This is a genomic window from Ktedonobacter robiniae, assembly GCF_016587375.1.
GTDB lineage: Bacteria > Chloroflexota > Ktedonobacteria > Ktedonobacterales > Ktedonobacteraceae > Ktedonobacter > Ktedonobacter robiniae.
In genome coordinates this window covers 2,390,007-2,413,656 of record NZ_BNJG01000002.1, presented here as the reverse complement: position 1 = coordinate 2,413,656, position 23,650 = coordinate 2,390,007, and the positions used below count along the sequence as shown (strand labels likewise).

At 52.3% G+C, this 23,650-nt stretch carries 23 protein-coding genes and 1 rRNA gene; 10 read left to right on the top strand and 14 right to left on the bottom strand.

All coding sequences use genetic code 11. The annotated features are described in order from the left end of the window. Positions 1 to 59: 59 nt before the first annotated feature. Positions 60 to 449 carry a hypothetical protein gene (locus tag JMJ04_RS31240; RefSeq protein WP_201374255.1) on the bottom strand — a complete coding sequence of 130 codons (390 nt, stop codon included), beginning with the start codon at positions 447 to 449 and terminating at the stop codon, positions 60 to 62. Positions 450 to 472: 23 nt separating this feature from the next. Further along, positions 473 to 1,942, bottom strand: a complete 1,470-nt coding sequence (locus tag JMJ04_RS31235; protein WP_201374254.1) for a serine/threonine protein kinase — start codon at positions 1,940 to 1,942, stop codon at positions 473 to 475. Between the two features lie 438 nt (positions 1,943 to 2,380). Here JMJ04_RS31235 and argE point away from each other — a divergent pair, with 438 nt between their 5' ends. Together argE and dinB are read left to right on the top strand one after the other, a co-directional pair. Next, positions 2,381 to 3,577, top strand: a complete 1,197-nt coding sequence (argE, locus tag JMJ04_RS31230; RefSeq protein WP_201374253.1) for an acetylornithine deacetylase — start codon at positions 2,381 to 2,383, stop codon at positions 3,575 to 3,577. 6 nt (positions 3,578 to 3,583) lie between these two features. Beyond that, on the top strand, positions 3,584 to 4,672 hold the full coding sequence (gene dinB, locus JMJ04_RS31225) for a DNA polymerase IV (RefSeq protein ID WP_201374252.1): 1,089 nt from the start codon (positions 3,584 to 3,586) through the stop codon (positions 4,670 to 4,672). A gap of 34 nt (positions 4,673 to 4,706) precedes the next feature. Here dinB and JMJ04_RS31220 read toward each other — a convergent pair whose 3' ends face one another. From JMJ04_RS31220 to JMJ04_RS31210, 3 genes are all read right to left on the bottom strand, one after another. Continuing rightward, positions 4,707 to 5,066, bottom strand: coding sequence for a nitroreductase family deazaflavin-dependent oxidoreductase (locus JMJ04_RS31220; protein ID WP_201374251.1), 360 nt, complete (start codon positions 5,064 to 5,066; stop codon positions 4,707 to 4,709). Between the two features lie 32 nt (positions 5,067 to 5,098). After that, entirely contained in the window at positions 5,099 to 5,779 is a 681-nt protein-coding gene (locus tag JMJ04_RS31215; RefSeq protein ID WP_201374250.1) for a VOC family protein, read from the bottom strand. Between the two features lie 129 nt (positions 5,780 to 5,908). Next, positions 5,909 to 6,922: a phosphotransferase enzyme family protein gene (locus JMJ04_RS31210; protein WP_201374249.1), complete on the bottom strand. Its 1,014-nt coding sequence runs from the start codon at positions 6,920 to 6,922 to the stop codon at positions 5,909 to 5,911. 290 nt (positions 6,923 to 7,212) lie between these two features. Between JMJ04_RS31210 and JMJ04_RS31205 the strand changes: the two genes are divergently transcribed. Then, positions 7,213 to 7,710, top strand: a complete 498-nt coding sequence (locus JMJ04_RS31205) for a hypothetical protein (protein WP_201374248.1) — start codon at positions 7,213 to 7,215, stop codon at positions 7,708 to 7,710. A 280-nt stretch (positions 7,711 to 7,990) separates the two neighbouring features. On the opposite strand, the gene JMJ04_RS31200 is transcribed toward JMJ04_RS31205, so the two are convergent. The 3 genes from JMJ04_RS31200 to JMJ04_RS31190 all read right to left on the bottom strand — a co-directional run bounded on the left by JMJ04_RS31200 (position 7,991) and on the right by JMJ04_RS31190 (position 10,894). Next, positions 7,991 to 9,058, bottom strand: coding sequence for an alpha/beta fold hydrolase (locus JMJ04_RS31200; RefSeq protein WP_201374247.1), 1,068 nt, complete (start codon positions 9,056 to 9,058; stop codon positions 7,991 to 7,993). 3 nt (positions 9,059 to 9,061) lie between these two features. After that, positions 9,062 to 9,850, bottom strand: a complete 789-nt coding sequence (locus JMJ04_RS31195; RefSeq protein WP_201374246.1) for an SDR family NAD(P)-dependent oxidoreductase — start codon at positions 9,848 to 9,850, stop codon at positions 9,062 to 9,064. A gap of 216 nt (positions 9,851 to 10,066) precedes the next feature. Next, a complete protein-coding gene (locus JMJ04_RS31190; RefSeq protein ID WP_201374245.1) occupies positions 10,067 to 10,894 on the bottom strand; it encodes a MerR family transcriptional regulator in 828 nt (275 codons plus the stop codon). Positions 10,895 to 11,241: 347 nt separating this feature from the next. Between JMJ04_RS31190 and JMJ04_RS31185 the strand changes: the two genes are divergently transcribed. From JMJ04_RS31185 to rrf, 5 genes are all read left to right on the top strand, one after another. Beyond that, entirely contained in the window at positions 11,242 to 11,811 is a 570-nt protein-coding gene (locus JMJ04_RS31185; RefSeq protein ID WP_201374244.1) for an RNA polymerase sigma factor, read from the top strand. Continuing rightward, a complete protein-coding gene (locus JMJ04_RS31180; protein ID WP_201374243.1) occupies positions 11,812 to 12,675 on the top strand; it encodes a hypothetical protein in 864 nt (287 codons plus the stop codon). It abuts the gene before it with no gap. Positions 12,676 to 12,764: 89 nt separating this feature from the next. Beyond that, positions 12,765 to 13,733 (top strand): ABC transporter permease, encoded by a 969-nt coding sequence (locus JMJ04_RS31175; protein ID WP_201374242.1) that lies wholly within the window; start codon positions 12,765 to 12,767, stop codon positions 13,731 to 13,733. 54 nt (positions 13,734 to 13,787) lie between these two features. Next, positions 13,788 to 14,666 (top strand): ABC transporter ATP-binding protein, encoded by an 879-nt coding sequence (locus tag JMJ04_RS31170; RefSeq protein ID WP_201374241.1) that lies wholly within the window; start codon positions 13,788 to 13,790, stop codon positions 14,664 to 14,666. Positions 14,667 to 14,957: 291 nt separating this feature from the next. Continuing rightward, positions 14,958 to 15,074: ribosomal RNA gene (gene rrf, locus JMJ04_RS31165) — 5S ribosomal RNA — on the top strand. 149 nt (positions 15,075 to 15,223) lie between these two features. On the opposite strand, the gene JMJ04_RS31160 is transcribed toward rrf, so the two are convergent. Further along, entirely contained in the window at positions 15,224 to 15,964 is a 741-nt protein-coding gene (locus tag JMJ04_RS31160) for an alpha/beta fold hydrolase (protein WP_201374240.1), read from the bottom strand. 214 nt (positions 15,965 to 16,178) lie between these two features. Between JMJ04_RS31160 and JMJ04_RS31155 the strand changes: the two genes are divergently transcribed. Together JMJ04_RS31155 and JMJ04_RS31150 are read left to right on the top strand one after the other, a co-directional pair. Beyond that, positions 16,179 to 16,733, top strand: a complete 555-nt coding sequence (locus tag JMJ04_RS31155; protein ID WP_201374239.1) for a hypothetical protein — start codon at positions 16,179 to 16,181, stop codon at positions 16,731 to 16,733. A gap of 143 nt (positions 16,734 to 16,876) precedes the next feature. After that, on the top strand, positions 16,877 to 17,089 hold the full coding sequence (locus JMJ04_RS31150; protein ID WP_201374238.1) for a hypothetical protein: 213 nt from the start codon (positions 16,877 to 16,879) through the stop codon (positions 17,087 to 17,089). 85 nt (positions 17,090 to 17,174) lie between these two features. Here JMJ04_RS31150 and fxsT read toward each other — a convergent pair whose 3' ends face one another. The 5 genes from fxsT to JMJ04_RS31125 form a co-directional block, all read right to left on the bottom strand. Next, entirely contained in the window at positions 17,175 to 19,466 is a 2,292-nt protein-coding gene (fxsT, locus tag JMJ04_RS31145; RefSeq protein WP_201374237.1) for an FxSxx-COOH system tetratricopeptide repeat protein, read from the bottom strand. Between the two features lie 271 nt (positions 19,467 to 19,737). Further along, positions 19,738 to 19,974 (bottom strand): hypothetical protein, encoded by a 237-nt coding sequence (locus JMJ04_RS31140; protein ID WP_201374236.1) that lies wholly within the window; start codon positions 19,972 to 19,974, stop codon positions 19,738 to 19,740. Positions 19,975 to 20,331: 357 nt separating this feature from the next. Beyond that, the gene (locus JMJ04_RS31135; protein ID WP_201374235.1) at positions 20,332 to 21,711 is read right to left on the bottom strand and encodes an MFS transporter; all 1,380 of its coding nucleotides are present in this window, start codon (positions 21,709 to 21,711) and stop codon (positions 20,332 to 20,334) included. Between the two features lie 32 nt (positions 21,712 to 21,743). Then, on the bottom strand, positions 21,744 to 22,304 hold the full coding sequence (locus tag JMJ04_RS31130; protein WP_201374234.1) for a helix-turn-helix domain-containing protein: 561 nt from the start codon (positions 22,302 to 22,304) through the stop codon (positions 21,744 to 21,746). Between the two features lie 47 nt (positions 22,305 to 22,351). Continuing rightward, the gene (locus JMJ04_RS31125) at positions 22,352 to 23,605 is read right to left on the bottom strand and encodes a M16 family metallopeptidase (protein ID WP_201374233.1); all 1,254 of its coding nucleotides are present in this window, start codon (positions 23,603 to 23,605) and stop codon (positions 22,352 to 22,354) included. Between the last annotated feature and the right edge of the window lie 45 nt (positions 23,606 to 23,650).

Here is a 23,650-nt window from a genome sequence, read left to right as displayed (position 1 = left end):
TTCGACCACTCACCACTTATCTATGAAACGCTCACCCAGAAGTAAGGTTCAGCTCTGATCTATGCTTTTCTCTTAAAACCCTTTGGGTCTCGCAAATAGGCTTCGAGGTCTGGGTCTTCCTGCTCCTCCCAAGACTCATCAACTACTTCAAAACGCTCTCCCAACTCCTGCCGCACAGCGCTGAGAAGCTCTTTTGCCGCCTGATTAAACCGATCACACTCTTCCTGGCGCCAGGGACCAGGATCAGGAGGATACTCCCAGTTCAACGCCTTGTCATGCCATTCTATCAATTCATTGGCTCGCTTGATCGTGCTCTCCGACAACGGTAATTCCTCCGGCTCAATAGGAGAGTCAAAGCGTTCTCGGGCGGCATCATTACCACTCCAGAAGCACGACTCTCTCCATTCAAAAAAGAAGCGGATAATGTATTCTGTTTTAGGATTCATCATAATCTTTAAATTTCTTCATCACTTTAGCACTTACATAGGAGCAGGCATCGACATATAGGAGTGGGAGTTGGTTTGGGACCTGAGGTGGGGGTTGGTCTGGGACCTGACGAAGTTGCCGTTGCCGTAGGCAATACGTTGGCCGTTGGGGATGGAGTCACTCGCGCTTTCTGCGTGGCGGTTGGCAAAGGTGTAATCGTTGATTGCGCCACCGGTACTTGCGTTTGTGTCTTTGTCGCAGCCATAGACGGCGCGGTCGCGTTGAAAGTAGGTCTCTGTTCCTGTTTGCCTAATGACAAGAATTGAGGCAGCAGGCCGATGCTAAGAAGCAGCACGCAGGCGAGAGCCAGAAAGCTCCCTATGAGAACAGCCTTTCTGCTACGCTGAGTCGGCGTTTTTGTCTGAACCCGGGAAGGCTCTTTCTGGGTAATCTGGAAGGCGCTCTCTGGAGCTCCCATTATGGGTGCGTTGCTTGTCTGAGAGAGTATAAGGGGCGCTGGTTTGTCTGTTCCACGCTCCTGAGCCTCCGGCCGAACATTGCCGCCCTTTGGCCTGGGCGGCGTAGCGACAGCGATACTCTCTCTGGGTGAAAGAGGGCTGCTCTTCTTGTTCTTGCTTGTCAGCAGGGAAGCGGGTGGGGATGCCCCCTTTTCTCCAGTTAAAAGTGGTAGGAGCATCTCTAGAGATGGGTTCATTGTTACATTCACATGACCTGCAGTAAGAGCCTCGATAAAGGCGGCAACGTTCTCGTGACGCTCCAAAGGATCATTTGCCAGGGCTTTAGGTAATGCATCATCGAAATAACGGGGCAATGCAGGAACAATGTGCGATGGTAGGACAGGATAAATCTGGGTAAACTGCCCTTCGGTGAAGGTGGTTGCCGCATGCGGAGGTTCACCAGTCAGCAGTTCATACGCCATAAATCCCAGGGCATATTGATCACTCTCTCTACAAAAGGTGCCTTTTTTTTGTTCAGGCGCCTGATACTGGCTATCCTCCTGCTCAAGGTGGGAGTGGGGAAAATAACTTTTAAACAGGCTTGGCGGGATAAAGTCCGCTAGCATGGCCTCATCCTGGGCATTAAAAAGCACATTTTCTGGTTTGAGGTGTGCGTGAACAACGTTCCACCCATGTGTATGCGCTAGCGCCTGTCCTATCTGCATGAGGATCAGGAAAGAGTTCTCCAATGTGAGAGGTCTAACACTCTTGAGGCGCTGACGTAACGAGCCATTAGGCGCATAACGACTGATGAGATACGGGCGGCCTTGCTCAATACCTCCATCGAGAAGAGAATTAAGAAAGGGATGGCGCAGCTGTATCAATTGATCTACTTCGTTATAAAAAAACTCTTGATCTATCCCTGAATCCAGAGAATCGAAGATCTTAATGGTTACTTTCTCTGTAGGTGCCGTTATCGGTCGGGCTAGATAGAGACTACTCTTCGTTTTCTTCGCGAGTTGGGTGACGAGTCGATATCCACGAAATTGTTCGTTCATCTGTAAACCCTCATCATACAATGCTTCGAGCGAATGCTTTTCCCCTGGCGATCAGCTATAATTCCTCGTGCTCTCCAATCTTTAAAGAATGAATGGCAAGCTTTTCATTCTTTAAAGATTGGAGAGCACGAGAGCGCCCCAGAATATAGGCATTCTTAAACTTAAGGCTATTATACCTATCTCAAAATAGTTTCTGGCCCGGCCGCTTAGAATGTAGCCTGATGGTACCACTTTTTAGCGACATACATGCACTAATGTAAGAGTTTAAAAAGTAGCGTGAAAGAGAGCATTTTGATAGAAACTTATTCACGACACATCAAGTAAATTGTATTTATCGCACTATAAATAAAGTCGCTATCCCATCCCTCATATCATTCCTGACGTGTTATGATAAAGTAGCATTACGCGACAAATATGCAGAGGAGAGACGATACTACTATGACATCGCTGCAACAGGGAGAGCTATGGGAGCTTTCGCGCCGCCTGATCGGCTTTAATACCGTTAGCGCGCTCAGCAATCTAGAGGCCGCCGAGTATCTTGCCAGCTATCTTGAGGAGAGCGGCCTGACGGTGAAGGTGGCTCGCGACAAAATTGAGGACGTGACCAAGGCCTCGGTGATTGCCTGGGCTGGTCCCGCGGTCGAGGGCGGCCTGATTATCTCGGGCCATATCGATGTCGTTCCCTTCGAGGGCCAGCCCGGCTGGAAGTCGGACCCGCTGGAGCTGATTACGGATGGCGAGCAACTGTATGGCCGTGGCGTTACAGACATGAAGGTCTTTCTGGCCCAGGCCATCCTGGCCGCGAAGCAACAGGACCTCAGCAAGCTGCGCCGTCCCCTGATGTTTATCCTGACTTATGATGAGGAGGTCGCGGGCCAGGGCTCGCAGCGCCTCGTCAAGCAGCTACCAGGTATACTCCAGGGCTTTCCCCTACCCAGGACTGCCCTCATCGGCGAGCCGACGAACTTTGAGATCTTCCCCGCCCACAAGGGTTACGCGACCTTCAAGATCTCCGTGCGCGGCCAGGGAGGCCACAGCAGTGCCGCCGACCGTGGCCTGAACGCCATTAACCGCATGAGCGATGTTATTCAGATCATCAAGGAGACCGGGCTTGAGCTAAAGCAACAGGTCACATCCGAAAACCAGCGCCTCTTCCCCGAGAATCCCTCGACGGCCTTCAATAACGGCGTTATCCAGGGTGGCCTCGCCGCGAATATGATCGCCGAGACCTGCGAGCTGACGACCAGCATGCGTGTCGCGCCCGGCGATAACGTTGAGCAGATCATCGCGACCCTGCGCGAGCGTATCGAGCGTGAGATCTCACAGGAGATGCGCAAGGCCGCGCCCGAGTGTGGAGTCTCTGTCAGCGATGCCATCTCGACTCCTCCACTGAACTCGCCCGTTAATGATCCCTTTATCGAGGTCCTGGCTCGCGTGATGGGACGACGCAGCGAGCAGGGCGCACCCTACGCCACCGATGGTGGTCCCTTCCAGGCCATCGGCATCAATTCTTATATCTGTGGCCCTGGGCTAATCGAGCAGGCCCACCAGCCCAACGAGAGCCTGCCAGTTGAGCACTTCCACTCAGGCCAGGAGCGCCTTGAACGCCTTATCCAGGCCTGGTGCATGCAATAACCAGCAATGTCAGACTCAATTCGCAAGATCATTCACATTGACATGGACGCCTTTTACGCCTCCATTGAGCAGCGCGATCGCCCGGAACTACGCGGCAAACCGGTCATCGTCGGCGGCGACCCCAATCGCCGTGGCGTGGTCGCGACTTGCTCATACGAGGCGCGCCGCTTTGGCATTCACTCCGCCATGCCCTCGCGTACGGCCTTCAAGCGCTGTCCACACGCCATCTTTGTCCCGCCACGCTTCGAGGTCTACCGTGCCGTCTCCACGCAAATCATGCAGATCTTCCACGACTACACGGAGCTGGTCGAGCCTCTCTCGCTCGACGAAGCCTTCCTGGACGTGACCCACAACAAATTCGACATCCCCTCCGCCACCCATGTCGCACGCGAGATCAAGCAGCGCATCTACGAGCGCACCCAGCTCACGGCCTCTGCTGGCGTCTCCTATAACAAGTTTATCGCCAAATTAGCTTCAGACTATAAGAAGCCCGATGGCCTGACGGTCATCACGCCCCAGCAGGCTTCACGCTTCCTTGAAAGCCTCCCCATCCAGAAGTTCTTCGGTGTAGGACGCGTCACCGCCTCGCGCTTCCAGGAACATGGCATCCATACCGGGGCCGACCTCAAGAGCTTAAGCGAGGAACGCCTGCGCGAGCTCTTCCAGGAGCGCGGCAGCATGTTCTACCGCTATGTGCGTGGAGAGGACGAGCGCTCAGTCGAACCCATTCGCGTGCGCAAATCGGTTGGCAAAGAAACCACCCTGGCGGAGGATCTCGCCCTGTCAGAGCATGAAGAAGTCATACGCATCCTCACAGACCTCGCTGAGAAGGTCGAGCGCCGCCTGGTTGAGCTCGATCTCCAGGCCAGAACCGTGGTCCTCAAACTCCGCTGGAGCGATTTTCAGCTCATGACACGCCGTGCCACGCTTCCTCAAGCCTTTCAAGCGAAAGAGGTCATGCTCCACCATATTCAAGACCTCCTTGATCAAGTTGGCCCCCAGGGTCATGTACGCCTCCTCGGCGTCACCGTCTCCCAGCTCGAAAAGCGCGGCACCCCGGCTCACCACGCCCCCACCCTCTGGGACCTCGCATAGGGTAAGAGTATGTGGTGGAGAGAAGTTGTTCCCTTTACACTATATCCACCGCCACGGTCAGGGAGCGGCGCGACCAGTCGCGCAGATCCTCGTTGGAGCGGGGGGCATACTTGGAGAAGACAAACTGGCGCGCTCGCGCATCCTCTTCGCTGCCCTCAGCCACTACCCGCCCTCGCCCTTGCATACGTGTGGCCTTGATGCGTACCTCCACCTCAGGCTGGTGCTGAATGTTCTTGACCCAGTCCGCCTTGTCGCGACCTCCCGAGAGCATGTAGAGCGTTGAACCCTCCAGGGCAAACCAGATCTCGATGGTATGCGCCTTGCCGCTCTTACGCCCCGTCGTCGTGAGATAACAAAAATTCTCGCTTACATACATCTGTAACACTTCTTGCATCCCGGCAATCCTTTCGTCCCAATACAGTACGCTTACTCTGAGACCTGCTCCAGCATGTAGGGCAGGCCCTCTATCTGCTGCTGAGCCTGGCGTGGCCCACGCATCCGCACCGTGACTGGCGCCACGACCGCTCCCACCTCCGTTGGATACCAGGCGCGGCCAATCTCCACCACGATCAAGCGCCCATCCAGGTCGCCTACGGCGGCAAATTGTGGACCCTCGCTCTCACGAAAAGCTAATTGCGCAAAGTCGCGCTTCAACACCTCAACCTCGGCTGGCACAGAATGGACCGGCAGGCCAATCTCGCTAACACGTAGCAGGTCTCGCGCCGGCTCAAACGCTCCCGGCGCATCATTCTCCAGATCATGTAACGCAATAAACTCGACGTTATTGCCGGCAGGATCATAAAAGTAGACCGAAGAGTTATTCCAGGACCCAAAGAGAAAGCGATCCTGACCATTCTGCATTAGTGGCTCTGTCAAGGCACTGATCCAGGCATACGCAGCCTCAAACTTATTGCGCGGAATGGTAAAGGCGAAATGATAAACGCTATCCACCTGCTCCGTCGCGCGAAACGTCACGCGTGTCGCCCCTGCGTCAAAGGTAAAACTCTCCTCATCCTCCTCTACCACGGGTAGACGAAAGGTATCTATATAAAAGGAACGCAATTCCCTGAGCTTATGTGTTGCAAGCACCAAATGTGTAAACTGCATACTGACCAGTCCTCCAATACAATGTGAGAAGTAAGTGTTAGATGCTAACCACTTGCGGTGCATATAGCATACCAGAAGCACAAGCGACCCACACTGTACGGAGGGGAAGGAAACAACTGTCCAAAAGGGCTACAGCTTCACCTCCCACTCGCGCAGGAGGCGCATGGTTCTCTGCATCATGCGCTCAAAGCCCCTGGCCCCAGAAGAGGGCTGGAGCGAGGCCACAAGCGCGGTATGCCAGACCTCGCGAAGCGCGACAAACGCGGGAATGCTCGCCAGGTCCACTTCGGCTAGTGGACGGACCTCGGTATAGCCCTTGAGGAAGGACTGCCAGAGCGTATCGCCGGGGTCCCAGTTATAAAAGCCCTCGCACCAGCGTACCACGGCCAGGTCATAGGCCCGCCAGCCCGGCGCGCAACAATCGAAATCGAAGAGGGTAATCGTGCCATCTTCGTCCATATGCTCGTTCAGCATATGGCTATCCCCGTGACAGGCGCCCCAATCTAAGCCCTGTCCCGCGAGTTGCCGGATTCGCGCACGCAGGCGCTCTACCAGTTCCTCCAGGTATGCCCAATCAGTGGCAGAGCCAGTATAGAGCGGCTGAATCGTCTGAAGTGATTGATCAGCGAGGAGCGAGAGATCGAGAGGAGTGCGCTGTCGGACGCTTGTAAACCCACTGGCAGCGTTATGCATAGCTCCTATCACGCGACCATGCAGGTAGCTGTCTCTGGCATCATGCCGATCCAGCTCCACGCCGGGCGCATAGGTGAATAACACAGCCTGGCGTGGCCCCTCGGGAGCTTGAAGCGTACTGACAAAACCGCCATCCCTCTGAGACACAGGCATGGAGACAGCAATCCCTTTCTGATCGAGATAGCGCACAACATCAATCTCATACAGCACATCCGAGAGCGAGCGCCAGCCCGCGCGATAGACACGCAAGATATACTTCGTCGTGCCTGACTGTACCAGATAGGTATCATTGACACCACGCGTCAGGAAGAGGCAACTAACCTGCTCATCCAGGTCATACAGGGGCAGCACCTCGGCAAGCAGAGCCTCCGGCGCGAGAATAGAATGCGTTACGGGGAAAGGAACGCTAAAAGCTGGCTTATCCGCCAGCGTATCCAATATATGAGACATGATAGCTCTCTCCATCTTGTTGTAGAGTATCTTCAACAGGATCGAAAGCTCTCGCCATCACGCTCCATCAATGAGGTATATATACAATCCATAGTATCCATGCTTGCATGGACTAAAAAATGCACAGCGTGACAGGAGGCTTTCGCATCAAAATGAGGGACATTTCTGTGGTTTTCATAGGCACCTCCCCTGGACGCATTTGTCACGCCGTCCACACGTAGATAGAGAACCGCTTGATGAAGAAGCGGGCTGATAAGATATTATTGTATCATGAAAAGAGCAGGTAGATAATGGGAATACAACATGAGTTCTGGCTTTTAAGAGAAGATCAGTATGCATATACAGTAGATTGGCGGGATCTAAAATCTCAGCGTGACGCTCCTGTAAGTTTGCATGATGAGATTTTGCGCTATTTCTTTGACTTCCTGCAATGGATACCCACACTCAATCCCACAAAGCCAGGGCTACCAACAGGCTATGGTCTGAATTGGTGGGGTCTAACCATCATTAATCACACGGGTGGCTCAGTATTTTACCGCGTGTGGAGCGCGTGGAGTCAACTTCTCTCATGCGGTCCAGAAAAGTTACGGCTACAGGGCGCTTTTACCTGGCAATGGCCCTTTCCTGAATCAGAACATCTTTTAAGGGAAGACCAGCTAGACACCCTGGGACACTATGAAACGCTAGAGATTGATCGAGACGAGCTAGCGAGCACCTGTACCACACTTGCGCATTTTGGAGAACAGGCCGCCACAAGTGAATTCTTTATTCTTCACGAGGGCATCTAGCGCTATTTTTGTCGCTCCTTACGAAGAAGGTTGGGCGAAGATACTGGATTGGCCAGGCGGCGACTATAGGAATAGAACACACAGCGAAACTGAAGCTGATTGATGCCAGGACGCATCTCTCTGGTGTCGCCGTCCTGGTCTACCAGCCAAAAAAGTAGCAATACTTCCCATACACTCGTTCTCAACTCGCTATTGCTGATGCAACGCCAGCCTTTTCCTCAGAGAAAGGGCTGGCGTTGCATCAGCAATAGATCATGCGCGTTGCGGGAGGGCAGGATTATCAAGCGTGGCGCAAAAATGCCTGAACTGAAGCCATCGCCTCATTATATCTATCACGATGAATACAATGTCCAGCACCTTGTATATGCGCAACTTCTCCGTTATGCCAGAGGCGACTGGCTTCCTGCGCAAGGTTAGGCGTGATAATGGCGCCTGCTTCTGGATCTCCAGTGACCAGCAGAACCGGGCAGGCAATACGTGCCAACGCCTCACGCCAGGGAATATTTGCCTGCAAATGGTGAAATACCTCGGGGTTGAATTCAACCTTTGAATCTGCCCAGGGAGCAAGCTCAGCCTCATCCCAATTGGGATTGTCCTTTCTGGCCACGATCAGTCGCTCTTCTAGCGAAAGCGTTCTCAGACTCAGAATCCACTGCAACATCTGCTGATGTCTGGGCGCTGGTTCACCATCACGCTTTTCAGCCTGAGGCTCGTCCCCAAAAGGCGGATCTTCCAACACAATAGCCCGCACACGTTCAGGAGCCTGAGCAGCCAAAACAGCCGCGGTCATCGCACCCATGGAATGACCAAATACATAGGGCTTTTGTAGGTCCAGCGCCTCAATAAAGGCCGCGACATCCTCCGCCAGCACGCTATATGAGAAATTCTCCAGTGCGCCACCTGTACGCCCATGCCCGCGTGCATCAAGCATATAGACCGCAAAATCCGCCTGCAGGTCGCGTGCCACAGGCGTCCAGCAAAGTCCGTTGTCCATAACGCCATGCAAAAGAATAATAGCTGGTTTCGCTGTATCACCTGCACGATGATAGTGAATTGTCAAGTCATTGACCTGAACACAATGCTCGGACCATTCTGTCATTGTTACGTCACTCTTTCTCAAGAAGAAACGCTCTTCTGTTTTCCCGGCTCCTGGACCACTAGAGCGCGTGGTCACAGTGAGCACAAAGGTACCTGTAGTGAGGATAACAGACGATGGTGAGCCAATCAAGACCTCAAACTCACCCGCTTCCGCGTGAGAGAAATCGTCTGGGCACAGGTGTCTTTGGGGGAAATGGACGATCCCACCAGGGACAAGCAGAGCTATGTTGTGTGCTCTCTCGATCCGCAAGAGCTAGCCAATTCCCTCCAAAATGGCTCTTCCCTGGGGATCCGCCGCGCTCCATTCCGTCGCAATCAAGCGACGACCGGTGAGATCTTGCGAAGCGTCCGAGGCGAGAAACACAGCTGGAGCCTTCATGATCTCTGGCTGGAGCAAACGCGCCTGTACATCCGCTGGCGTCTCAGCGGGGACCATACCGGTATTGGTTGCGCCACCCGGCAGCAAAATATTGACACGAATACGCGCCTCGATCAGCTCCTGTGCCCAGATGGCCGAGGCAGCCTCAAGCGCAGCCTTCGACGGTCCATAAGGAGAAAAACCGCGCCGCTTCATCGTTTCATAGCTCATACCGATCCCGATGATACTTCCTCCACTCCCCTTCGCTAACATGCGCTGAACAGTGGCGCGGGCCATGTAGAATGGCCCGTTGACATTGGTCTCTATGATCATGCGCCATGTCGAAGGCGCCACGTCCCAAAAGTGAGTGGGCTCCGTCAGAAAAGAAGCATTGACATACTTCATGCCTCGACCGGCGTTATTGACCAGGATATCGACGTGCCCAAACCGTTGGATGGTCTGGTCCACTACCTGTTCACATGCCTCTGGATTCGTCACATCGGCGAGCAGTGCCAACACACGTTCAGACCCATCCTGCTTCGCGAGTTGATCGAGTTCGGCCTGTTCACGCGCAGCCGTTACGGTCACTGATGCTCCTTCTTTCAAGTACGCCTCTGCAATCGCGCGCCCTATCCCTCGCCCAGCTCCGGTCACAATCGCGACCTTTCCATCAAGCTTTCCCATCTCAGTTGCTCCTTTTTTGTTTCTCCAAGACAAACTATCAACACATTTCAGCGTTCTTCTCTTCCTCAAATGAACATTTGGACCGCTAATCTTTTCCTTGCATTGCGCGCATTGGTGGGATTGAGATTGAGTGGAGATGCGCTCTCACAGAAGCAAGGAATGGGTCTTTCCTCTTCTCTCCTTCCCTGTTACTCGGCTGCACATCCCGCCTCTCGTTCATGCCACTTTCTCGACGGGAAACTGGATCTCGGTGAGCGCGTCGTCAAGATTGTCTTCCCGGCGGAGGCGAATCTTGCGGCGTGGTCCAACGATGCTGTAGGCATTGTTCTCCATCCAGGTTCCCAGCGTTTGATAGGCCGACAGCACCAGCGCGGGATGTCCATGATGGAGCGTACTGGCCATTCGGGGAAAAGCTGGCAACTCGCACCGTGTCAGCCGTCCCTCACTCCGTGTTATCAGAGTATTGGTGTCTCTCCAGTCAACAGGTACGACAATCTCCACGGAACCTGGGGTGCACTCGTCCTCACTTCCAGCATGAAGGACGAGCAGATGGTCGATGGGTTTGATCTCGTAGCGCTTCAGCATGGCGTTGATGGTGCCAATCCAGTGCGCCTGATACGCCAAATCTGTCGTCGTCAGGTGCAGTGAGACTCCTGTGATCGGCTTGGCCTCTTTGAGCACGACTTCATAGATCGGCAGACAACTGCCTTGCTCAAGAGAGCGTAGGCGTGCTTCGATGCGCACAAGTTGCTCCTGTTCAACCTGGATATGCTGCTGGAGTTGTGCCTGTCTGAGCCGCAGCATCCCTTGCAATGCCTCAGGAGAAATGCCTTCGTCCAGAATCTCGACGATTTGTGTGAGTCCCAGTCCAAGCTCTTTGAACGCCAGAATGCGATGCAGATGCGGCAACTGATCCATCGTGTAGAACCGATAGCCGGTCTCAGGATCGACATGGATCGGCTTGAGGAGTCCGATCTCGTCGTAGTAGCGCAGGGTGGTCATCGATACCTCCGCGAGCCTGGCAAAATCGCGAATCTTTAACATCTCATCTCATCTCATCTCTTCTCTTCCTGCTCATTTGCAGATAGGGGAACAATTCTTGTCATGAGCATACAACGTTCAGGTAGGGTGAAAGTCAAGAGGGGCACGAATGGCGCAAAACTTCCATACACCCTTCACTTCTGAGGAGGTATCTTTGGTTGAATCTGCCAATTATCCATTACTTGATTGGCATTCTATCGTATAGTGATGCATCCCCAGAATGCAGAAACAAGGTCCATCAACGATGAACTCCCACCATTGAAATGTGCCTCGCACTCGCGAACCTTTTGTGGCTCTCGCTCGTAACAGGAAACAGCATACTACAAAAGGAGCCCACAAAGCCAAGCCTTATGCAAGAAAGAAGCGATGAGCAGTTGATGGCAGCGGTTCAGGTAGGCGATCAGGTGGCATTAGCCGAGCTGGTCACGCGTCACCATGGCCCATTACTCGGCTACCTCTACCGTCTCGTCGGAGGCGATCGACAGCTTTCCGAAGATCTGGTTCAGGAGACCCTGCTACGTGTGCTGCGACAAGGCACCTACCAGCCTGCTCGCCCATTTAAGCCCTGGCTCTATACAATTGCCACCAACCTGGCACGCGATCATTTCAAGTCCGCTGCAGTGCGCCAGGGCTGGCGAGGGGGAGATGAGGAGAAAACACTGCTCCACATGTACGACAGCACTCCTGGCCCAGAAGAACGCGCTCTGGCGACAGAGCAGGACAGCGAGGTACGGGCAGTGATTGCTCAGCTTCGTGAGGAGTATCGCATTGTGGTAGTGCTGCGTTTTTATCAAGGCTTCAGCTTACAAGAAATCGCTGAGACGCTTCACATTCCGCTGGGTACGGTTAAATCGCGGCTCTCGGTGGGCATTCATCGATTACGCGCTATGCTGGCCCCAGTACAGGAAGGAGTGGATTAGATGTCTCATTCCCAATCACCCTGGCCGTTTGAGCGACCAGAGCGGTTGGCAGACTTGCTACGCGAGCAAGGTGCCTCGCCAGATGAGTGTGCCGATCTGCTCCCCGTCTTACATCGCCTGCCCGAGTGGCAGGCACCACAGCCTGAACCCGCAGACACCCGGCGTCTGCTTGCCCGGCTGACGACAGAACTGCCGACACTCTCACCTGTGCGCCAGGCCATCCGCGCGCATCAGCAGCGTCGGCACGCGAACTTCTCCTTGCTACTGGCAACAGCCCGCGCCCAAGTCAGCCTCTTCGGCCTGGGCTTCTGGTTGGTGAGCGCGCTCGTGACCCTGGTGGGTTCAGTGGTCGTGTTGAGCAAGATCCTTTCCGATCAGGAAATGGTGCTGCGCGCCAGCGGACCACTTCTGGCCTACCTGGGGACCCTCGTCGCTTTTCGCGGGAGAGGGGCGCGAGTGCTGGAATTGGAACTGGTCTGCTCGCCCTCGCCGCTACAGCTGGTCATGGCCCGGCTGGTAATTGTGCTGGGCTATGATGTTGCTCTGGGTCTTGCGCTGGGTCTTGTGCTCTGGGCGGGCGGCGCTGAGCATGTGCTGGCGCTAACACTCTCCTGGCTCATGCCCCTGCTCCTAGTCGTGGGGTTGGCTCTGCTGCTCTCCTTGCGCCTCCCGGTCCAAGCAGCAGCAGCCGTGGCCTATGGGAACTGGCTGGCCATCCTGACTATCTGCAGCACCACCAATCTCCAGACGCTCCTGCTCACGCCTGAGCTTTCGGTACTGCCGGGTTGTATTGGCGTCGCGCTGCTGGCCATCGCGCTACTGCGCCTCCACGCTGACATGCACCACCTGCTCCCTCGTCCATAAGGTTCACGAACCTTTTTGAGGGCTGGCTCGTAAGAGGCACGTGCAACAAATGTCGCACTTCAAACTCAAATATATAAAAGGAGAGTAGCATGAATATCACTGCATTGACCGGCACCAGTCAACAAACCCGAGCGATTGGGCGCCCGAGTCCGCTCCTGAGCGTTATGGCCTGGGAATTTCGCCGCTTTCTCGCCAGCCGCCTCTTCTGGTTTCAGGCTCTCGGTTTCTTTGGTTTCTTGCTCCTCATGACATGGGCCTTGCACGCGCCAGATCAATTTAGTGTAGGCGTGAGTAGCGGAGGGGGAGCGAGTGGTGAATCGCTCAGCGGCTTCGTTGCCGGAACCAGCGCGGGGGGACTTCTTCGTACCCTTCCAACAGTTCTGGTGATGCTGGTTCTCCTTCTGCCCTTTCTCACGGCTGATGGAGTAACGCGAGATGTACACCGGCGCACCCACGAACTGCTCATGACGACCGCGCTACCGACCTGGGCGTATGTCTGGGGACGCTACCTGGCGGGCCTGGTGATGAGTCTGGGACTGGCGCTACTGTTGCTGGCTTCCATCCTGGGGATGGGCGGGCTGTTGCATCTGACTATCACCGACTATCCGGCGCCAGAGATTGGCAATGTGTTGCTTCTCTGGGTCGGCATGGTCTTACCGGCGACGATCCTGGTCAGCAGCTTCGGTTTTGCCCTGAGCACCCTGCTCCCACGCCTGTCCACACTGGTCAAGGTGGTGATCATGGTGATATGGATCGTGGGGGCGCTGGTGATCCCCCTCGGGCTGGGCGGCAATACTACTCCCCCTCCTGCCTGGTACGTCAATTGGGACCCGACTAGCGGGATAACCGCGCTTGGGCTGCTTCCTTCCTATGCCATTCACCTCAACCCGACGATCACGAACGAGGCGCAACTGCAGCAGTTCATTCTCTCCGTTGAGAACAAGATGCCCGACCTCGCGGGCTGGTTCGCGCCACACCTGCTGCTGGCCGGGCTCAGCCTGGTGCTAGTGCTGGTGGCAGCCCTCGCCTTTAGGCGGTCTCGCGACGTGCTTCACTAAGATGCTCGTGACTCCCTTCCAGGGAGGGAGCGCGCTCAAAAGAAAGAGAGAACAATGATGGATTTGACAATTGAACGCCTGAGCAAGCGCTATGGGCAGCATTGGGCGCTGCGTGAGCTTTCGCTGCACTGCGAACCGGGCCTGCTGGGACTGGTTGGCCCCAATGGTGCTGGCAAGACAAGCTTGATGCGGATGATCGCGACTCTTCTGGAGCCCACCGAGGGGAGCATCCGCTGGAACGGCCAGGATATCCGTGCTCATGGCGAGGCGCTCCGGCGGGTGTTGGGCTATCTGCCACAGGATTTTGGCATCTACCCGGAGTTCACTGGACGACAGTTCCTGCGCTACCTGGGCGCGATGAAAGGGCTGCCCAAGTCGCTCGTCAATCGGCGCGTCGATGAGGTGCTGGAGATTGTGAATCTGGAGCAGGAGGCCGATCGCAAGTTGCCCACCTATTCCGGCGGCATGAAGCAGCGCATCGGCATCGCGCAGGCTCTGCTCAACGACCCCGAACTCTTGATTGTTGATGAGCCGACCGCGGGACTCGATCCCGCCGAGCGTGTGCGATTCCGCACGCTGCTTGCCAGCCTGACTAGCAATCGGATCATTCTACTGAGTACCCATATCATCAGTGATGTGGAGGCCGTTGCCAACCGATTACTGATTGTGCAGGAGGGGCGCGTGCTGGCCGATACAACGCCTCCGGCGTTGTTGGTACACACCGCAGGATCGGTCTGGAGTGTGACCACCGATCAAGCCACTGCCTTGCAGTTGCAGGCGACCTATCAAGTCAGCACGATGGTCAACCAGATGAACGGCATCACGCTACGTATTGTCAGTGCCGCCCGCCCGCACGAGGCTGCTGTCGTCAGTGACCCCAGCCTGGAAGAAGCCTATCTGCTGGCAACGGGCAGACAAGCTATTCGGGTCTGACAGGAGTGCGTACTCTCCTCCAGGAAGCTCGGTGGGTTGATCCGCCGAGTTCCTTCAGAGTTTCATCAGCGAGCTCTGGCCTACATACGGGGATTAATGAGCGGAGCCTCACAAAAAAAAGGATGGCAGAACAGGATCCCTTCTCAGTAAAGGGGAGAGTGTGCCATTTTCCTCCCTGACTTGCTGTGTGTTCATAGAGACCCTCTGAAGTTGGCAAAAAAGTGTTGACAAATCGCCAAGAGGATGGTATTATTCACTATGTCAATCGGAACCGCTTGTATGCGCAGGCGAACCGGTGGTTATTGCGAAGAGGGTACACCCGTTCCCATCCCGAACACGGTAGTTAAGCTCTTCAGCTCCAACGATACTTTGGGGGCAGCCCCACGGGAAAATAGGACACCGCCGTTTCACCCGCTCACACAAGCGGTCTTTTTTTATTATCAAGCTGGACACCGTCTTCGGCCAGATAGTCCGTTATCTGAGAGGTGAACACGGATCAGCAAGAGTGTGGTCTCGCCTCTTCTCTGCGGAGATAAGCGCGCCGCGCAGAGAAACGCTTATATTTTCAGAAACCGCTCGACCCAGGCTACCATGCGCTGACGAGACGTTTCCCACAGGTGTGGTGAAAGTCCATGGCCAACATCGGGATATTCCAGGTAGCACAGCCGCTCCGGGGCAGAGGCGTACAGCGGCGTGAGCTGCTCGTGAAATGCACGGATGTAGCGGGCTGGTACCGCCTCATCCGCCGCCGCCGCTTGGGAAAACAGAGCGACCGGAAAAAAACGCTCAACATGCCGGTGCGGGCTCTCGGGCCAGGGTAATTCCCACTCAGGAGAGCCAAGTATAGGGGTCGCCACGCGCAAGCGGGATTCGTTGACGACGGCCGCGTAGGTGATTTCGCCGCCCATCGAGATCCCCCCGATGCCCAGACGCTCGGGTTGTGCACACCCACAGAAGAGCAGTTCGTCGATGATTTGCGGCACTTCAGCTGCCGTTTGGCGCACAATCGCAAGATAATCTGCCTCAGTGGCTTCTGGTTCCCTTACCCAGCGCTCGTCATTGAACAACTCCGTGAAGTGGGGGTAGCGTCGTTGCCCATGCCCGACGGCATCCAGGCTAATCACCAGAAACCCGGCCTGCGCGAGGCTGACTGGATGGGCTTCGATCTTCTCTTTGTTCCCGCCAAAGCCATGGTAGAACAATACCGTACCTCGCTCAGCACATGCCTCTCTCGAATCGTGGAAGTAGAGAAGTGCAGGAACAGAGGCAATAGTGGTACCTTCTTTCATGAGAGACATCCAGGTAGATCCTTTCTGTTGAGTGGAGCTTCAATAAAGGAAAATCGGGTGGCAACGAACCCCTTTGCTCTAATGGTATGTCTATAGGCCCACTCGAAGCTGTGAAGCAGTTCACAGCCAAACTCCAAATTTTTATATATTATCCATACGGTTATAATGCCCCATTACAGGGAAACGAATTCTCTTTTACTCTTCCCATGAAAAGGAGTATAGCATGCAGTATCAAGATAATCAGATGGAGGAACCAACAATAATCTCAACTTCACAAGCTCACCGATACACTCCGTCACAACACTCAAATACGATAAGCGTGCTCAAGCATGGTTTTTTAGTTGGGGCTATCCTGGCAGGAATTGTCATTGTTACCACAATCATTTTTACCACTCCAGTTGTGAGTAATGCGCTCTTCAGCATATTTGCCAGCTCATATCTTTTCGGTTTACTGTATCAAGGAAACATCGTGATCAGTCTAATCGTTACTGCTCTTTGTACTCCAGTCTACTTCTTTACTGGTTACTTCACGCGGAAATATTCAGCATTAGCTTGTTTAATCGCTCTGGCCTGTTTTCTCTTTGTTGATGCCTGTTCCTATCTCGTGATCCTTTCCGGCTCGATCTCACGATACACCTCATTAAAAGATACACTCGTTATTTATATTTTTGCCTATCTTGTCGATCTTTTTCTAGCATTGATCGTTGGATTTGGGGTTACAGGGGTAGGGGCTGCTTTTAGAAAAAATCAAGAAGGAAAGGCATTTCCGAGATACTAACATCAATGTGTACCCCGTCTGACAGAGCCTCTCATTTCCATCAAAAAACACATCTATTTTGTGAATGCTTTAGTGTAGTATTGGCATTGTAAAAGAATATTTTTTTCATATTTCAAGCCAGGTACAGAAGAGAGGAAAAGCATATGGCTACACAACTATGGGAAAAATACCGCTTCTCGTTGACGAGGGTCTACTTCTTTTTACTTCTTTTTTTGCTTTTAGCAATAAGTTTCCTGGTGTCTGGTTTTGGAACCGCTTTCAGCCCGCAAGAACTGACGTTGAGTAACCCCAATGCCTGCATGCAACAAATAGAGTGGGAACCGCATTCAATAGAGAGAATTTGCCTTGACAGTTGAGTGCAGCAGGGGCGAGGCAAGAAGCCATATTGGACAAAAATTTTTCCCACTACTATTTGTCCAATATGGCCCATCTCGGGCTGATTCAGCCAGCTTCTGAAATATCAGCTTCAGAGTAGGAGGAAGGCTCCTGCAGAAAATCAGACTGTGCTTGCGAACACGCAGCCGCCACCTCGGAGGCCATCACTGTATCGGCGTGCTCCAGACCAAAGGCCTCCTGAAAAATAGTAAAAGCCCGTTGAGAATAGGTGAGAGCTAAAGCGTATTCCCTTTCAGATTGGTAAAAGGACGCCAGATCAAGCAGGCTACGAGCAACTCGCGGGTGATTGGGGCCTAGAGCCTCTTCCCTAATAGCTAGCGCTCGCTGAAAAAGGGTATGAGCTTGAGAATTTTTTTCCTGCTTCTGATAGAGCTTGGCCAGATTCGCAAGAGCAAAAGCCAGGGTTGGATGCCTTTCCCCTAAAACCTTTTTCCAGATTGTGCTTGCTCGTAGCAGAAATGACTCCGCCTGCTCATATTTTTCCTGAGCTTGATAGATGCTTGCCAGATTGTTCAGGCTGATTGCGACATCGGAATGATCGAGACCAAGATTTTTCTCCCAGATCGTGAGCGCCTGCAAACACTGCTCCTCAGCCTGTATATATTTTTTCTGGCTGAAATAGACGGTGGAAAGGTCGTTTAAACTCTCGGCGCATGCCTGATGCTCCAGACCTAAACAACGCTGACGGATAGCCAGCCCTTCTTGAAGCATCGACTCTGCTTGTGCATAATTCCCAAGAACGTGATAGAGCGTCGCCAGGTTATTGAGACAATCAGCAACGCTTAACTGCTCCTCAGGTACGTTCCGGTATCGGTCCAGAGCTTGCAACAAGAGATGCTCAGCCTGTGTATACTGAGACTGTTGAAGCAAAAAAAGACCAACCTGGAACAAAAGCTGTGCAGCCTCTGGAAAAGTAAATTTATGTTTCTCGATTAATAGGGTGCAAAGCTGCGCATGAGAAAGATACTTCTGGCAATCAGACCAGTTTGTAAATGTTCTGCTATCAGGAAATTTGTTATTGACAGCCCGTACGGCTCTCTCGGCATAGAAATACAGGCTCTTTTCATCCATCATATTCTTGATAAGATCCTGCACTAAGCGATGAATCGAAAGGAGCCTTGAACGAGCATCTCGCTGAAGCAAGGAGTATGTCAGCAATTCCCGAATTACTTCATTGAGTTGGAGAGGATTTTTTGCGAGTGGAGCAAGGGGTGAATCATTGAGCATAGCAGCCTCATAAATAAGTTCCTCTGGAATAGCCTCTGGAGAAAGGAAGGCGCAGAAATAGAGGAGTTCAATTGCCAGAGGGATCCTTTGTCGTATTTTTTCAAGGCAAAGTGATAATGTTGCGTAAACCGTGTCAGGATGGTCAACAATAACGCTTCCACGATGTTGTAACAAGTATGTTCCATACCTCTGGTAGAGATCCAGATAATCAGAAATACGACAACGCGATTCCTCGATGTATGCGCCAGCTTGATCAAGCGCCAGGGGCAGCCCTCCCATGACCCCTATCAGTTGGGTAACGTCTTCATGCTCATAACGAGCAAGACCGAGGTTAGTCGAACGTATACGACGGAGTAAAAAGCGCACCCCCTCAATGTGTGTCATCGGCTCGAGTTGTATGCTCTCAGCGAGCGCCCCCAAAGTGGAAAGTTGAGTTGTAAAGAGGAAAGAGCCTTTTCGGGCGACAGGAAGTAGGGGCGTAATGAGGGCGCTATCTTCTACATTATCTATGATGAGTAGCCAGTTACTGTGTTTGTTTAGCCATTGAATAGTTGCAGTAACAATCTGGCTTGACTCTCGTGTCTGATATTCAGGGAGACGGAGAAAATCAGCGAGAGCAATATAGCTGGAGAGAAGGCTTTCGTACGTTTCGGCATGAATCCAGAAAACAGCAGAGTACTCCTGAAAATGGCGATATGCATATTCGATGGCAACCTGCGTCTTCCCAACACCTCCCAAGCCGCACAATGCGCAGGAGTGAGAAACACTATCGCTCCTCTCAGGAGAGAGACATTCGTAAAGATGCGAGAGAAGGCTTTCACGGCCAGTGAAGAAGGGATTGCGTTGATAAGGCACATTCCAATATGGAGTAAGAGCGGTCAGGCTGGCCTCCAGCAATTGATGGGTCTGATCCTCATTCAATCCTAACTGTCTTGCTAATGTCAGGACGACGCCTTTACTCTCTGGTAAGCAATTGCCTCTTTCCCACATAGAAATTGTATTATAGTGAACGCCCAATCTTTCCGCTAGCTGTCGTTGAGTGATCTTCTTCTGTTTGCGCAGCGTCTTCAAGACATCACTGAAAGAAGTGATTGAACCCGTTTCCTCCATCTGTAGACCTCCTGGTTGGATTACACACTTTACCAATTCGAAGTTACGTTGTTCGTTGGAAACATGCATTTTCACTCAAGAGCTTGTGTAATTTCTGTGGGTGGAATGTGCGCCGGGCAGTACAAAAACACAGGGTAGTATCTAGACGAAGCATCAGCACTTAAAGCGTTTTTAAGAGCAGGCCCTCTCGAAAAAGAAAGGGGAACAAACAGGCACGATTTGGCAAGAAAAGGCGTCGGGCAAAGAGGAATGTATTCTCATCCTTCTCCTGTCAAAGCTTGTGCTCAAAGAAGGCATCTATCAGGTATAGGGGATGGGTTATCAAGTGATGTTCTTCATCCGAGAGCGCCCGTTGGTACCATAGCGTTGTGTGTTCGTTTTTTTGTTGCTCTCGATACAGGTTGGCCAACCTGCCCAATGGATCAACCGGGGAAGAGGTCCCGGCCAGCATCCCCTGAGACACATGGTCACATAGCCGTTTTTGACACAAACGTTCGACAGAATGCATAGTACATCCTTATTTTCTGCACAATTGACTTATTTGTTTGCACAATGTTTAGTAACTAGTATAGAAGAGTAAAACTAATTTGTAAAGTATACTTTAGGCAAGGGAGCAGAATATAGCATATTATATCTAATGAAGGCGGACGTACTATTGGCAACGATGGATAGCTTGAAGCATCACTCTCCTTGACTAAAACTATAAGAAAAAGCAAGATGATAGCAGCGCTTCCAGCAAATGCTTGGAGGGAAACGCAACTACGGACAAGTGCACCTCTAGCACTTGTCCGTAGTTGCGTTTTCTTGGATAGAAGGAAAGGTAGCCTAACTATCCCCTATCAGGGTAGATAAATGCAGACTTTTCTCATTTCGCTTGGAGGGACGCTGCTTCCTTATCCACAGATGAGGGCGTTGATGATGAGCGCAAGTACATAAAGGCATATATACCGCTAAGGAGGAATAGCAGCGCTGAGAGGGTAAAAATAGTATCAATTGGACCAATGGCAAAGCCCAGAACAATGCCATGAATATCCTTAAAAAGATTACTGGCAAGGTAGCCCGCAAGTGAGACGGATATAAGGCTGGAAAGTACACTTAATGAATTGATCGTTCCTATAACGCGTCCAATCATACCACGTGGCACACTCTTTAGCGCGATAGGGACAAGGGTGACATTGACCGTGGCCTGAGCCAGACCCAGCAAAAGAAGAATAGCCAGGGCGATGAGCAGATTTGAGGTACGGGCAAGTAATAAGAAGAGCAAACCAAACCCCAGGATAGCCAGAGTATACATCCGAGTTTCTTGAAGCCGACTCGAAAGCACCGATACCAAAAGAGCGCCAATGATCACACCCACCCCAAAGAAGCCATCTAATAAACCAACATAGGTAACATTTACATGCAGGTTATCGCTGACAAAGAACACCATAAGCGCGTTAATGGCTCCTGCTCCTAACGACACAACAACGATCGTCACGAGCAGTACACGAAGCACTCTGTTATTTATAGAAAATGTAATACCCTCAAGAAATTCACGAGTAAATTTCTGCTGCTCGACTTTGCCACCACTTTTCACGAATGCGGGTGCCTGGACAGCCAGAACGCAGAGAAAAGATATCAGGAACGTTCCAGCATTAAAGAGCAGGGCCCACTCGACCCCAAAACCAAAGAGAACGGGCGCAGCGAGTGGTGGTCCCATAATCAATGCAATACTTTGGGAAACTTGCGCCAGTCCCGCTGCTCGCCCTAATTGTTCTTTATCAACAAGATCATTAATGAGCGCAGCTCGTGCTGGAGAGAAGAATTGTGAACAGATGCTTGCCAGAAAGACAGTCACGTAAATGGCGCCAAGTTGGACGGCTCGATCAGGTTTCCAGGGGAAAAAGGAGGAGCCAGATACAAGGACCAACAAGAGAACCAGGAACATGCGGATACAATCCGCCCAAAGCATGACACTCTTTTTCTCCCAACGATCAACAAACACTCCCGCAATCGGTCCAAAGAGCAGGGATGGCAAGGCGACGGCTATCAAGACACCACTTACCGCTACTGGTGCCCATGTCGCCGCTTGTCCATCAGCCTGCCGTGCAATGAGGGCAGCGATCCACACCACTAACGTCAGATCGAAGGTTGAATCACCCAATGACGAAACCGCTTGCCCGCCCCATAAAAATGCATATTCGCGGTTAATAAGCAATTTACCCAATGATCGCGGTAGTGTTTGAAATAGCATGGCCTTCTTCACCCCTCTACGACTGTTGGCACGCTGGCACAATTTTATGGATGCGTCTCCTCTGCGCCAACCTGGTAGAAGGCGATGCAGAGCCGATAAGAATTTCTCTGAGGTGCCGCGAACAAAGAGCCGTCTGATGCTTCAAGTGGTGCAGGCGTCTGCATCTCTTCAAACTCATTCATCAGCTGAAACAAACGGTCTACTAACTGATGGGCAACCTCCGGGGTAAGGATCAAACGTGAATACCATGCCTGAATACTTTTGCTTTGTTGTACCGCTTTAGGCAATTCATTGCGGACAGCATCAAGAATCTGCAAGACATAAGGGATCGGATTTTCAGACAACTCGCTTGTTAGTGTTGCCATTGCCGCCTCGCCGTCCGCAATCCGATAACGCGGCTCATTAAATTGATCGCGCGTTAACGGTGTCGTCTCGATAATCAGGTGCCGATCGAGCAACTCCTCGAGAATGCTGTTGACTTTTGAAACGCTTAAGTTGGATTGTCGTGCAATATCGCTACATGTGCGCTCACCTTCCATCAGCGCTAACAAGACTGGCAATACAAGCAAACGTAGCGGAGATTGACCCTCAACAGGTATAGCCATATGAACTTTCCCTTCTTTTTGTATGCCCGCCAGGCAGGCGTTTCACACTAGGCAACGCTATTGAGTAATTCTTCTCGACTTAATCCATACGCCACAATTGCAAGAGTATCTTCATTCAAGTACTGACGAGCGACACGTGCAGTATCATCCGTTGTAACCAGTTTCAAACTCTGGATTTCAGTATCGACAAATAACGTAAGCCCATTGACGGCAAATTTCCCGGTAGAAGGAAGCATCAAACGTGAATTCTCGTGTTGATGAAGCAGACCCGTTGTTCGTATCGTTCGCGCTCGTTCTAGCTCTGAATCATCCAGGCCTTGATGCAATTTTGCAATCTCCGCGAGCAACACTTGAATCACCTCGCGCACCTTATTTCGCTCACAAGAAAGCCGAATGGTCATATACCCGGCGACACCATAAGTGGTTGGTGTCGCTTGTATTTCATAGACCAGTTGACGTTCTTCACGTAAGGAGTTCCAGAGCCGTGATCCGACTCCTAACCCCAGGCAATCTGCTATCAGCGAAAAAGGTAATCGGTCAATATTTGTCAGGCTTGGGCCGCGAAATGCAACGTATAAAGAAACTTGCTGGGACGAGGTAGGGATGCCTATCATTTGCGGCACATCCTCGAATCTGGGTGGAGGAATAGAGGTAGGCTTTTGCGCCCAATCATGGAAAGCATCAAAAACTTTCTCCAGCACCTCAGTTCCTTCTACAGCTCCCTGACAGATAATGACCGTGCGCAAGGGCGTATAATAGGTGCTGTAACGCTCCTGCAAATTCGCTTCGTTAAAGGTGTCTAGATTCTCACGTGGCCCCAGTGTAAATAATCCCAGGCTCCTATTGCCAAAAAGCGCTCGCTCAACCCACTCATCAAGTGACTTCCGGGTGGACATAAAGGTCTTGATCTCCTGATCAATGACCCCCCGTTCTGTTTCAATAAGCGACGTATTGAACGAGGGTCGACGGATCAATGTCGCCAGACTCTGTAAAGCGGCATCATTTTCAGCAGGTACCGTCGTCACCGAAAACTGAGTATATTCCTTTGTGGTGAATGCCTCAACAATTGCTCCTTGCTGCACCAGTCGAGCAAGCTCAGACTGACTACGATATTGAGCATTAAAGATCACATGCTCCATAAAATGGCTTATGCCATTACTTTCTTTGGTTTCATCACGGACTCCATGATTAACAAAAATGCCCCAACTGGTTGTACGCGCATATCTGCGAGGCTGTACTAATATTTGTAATCCGTTGGGGAAAATAGATTTGATCAAGTAGTCAGCAGCGAACATGTTCATCGCCCACACTTTCTTTTTGGTGCGACTCCTCTATAAAAAGCAAGA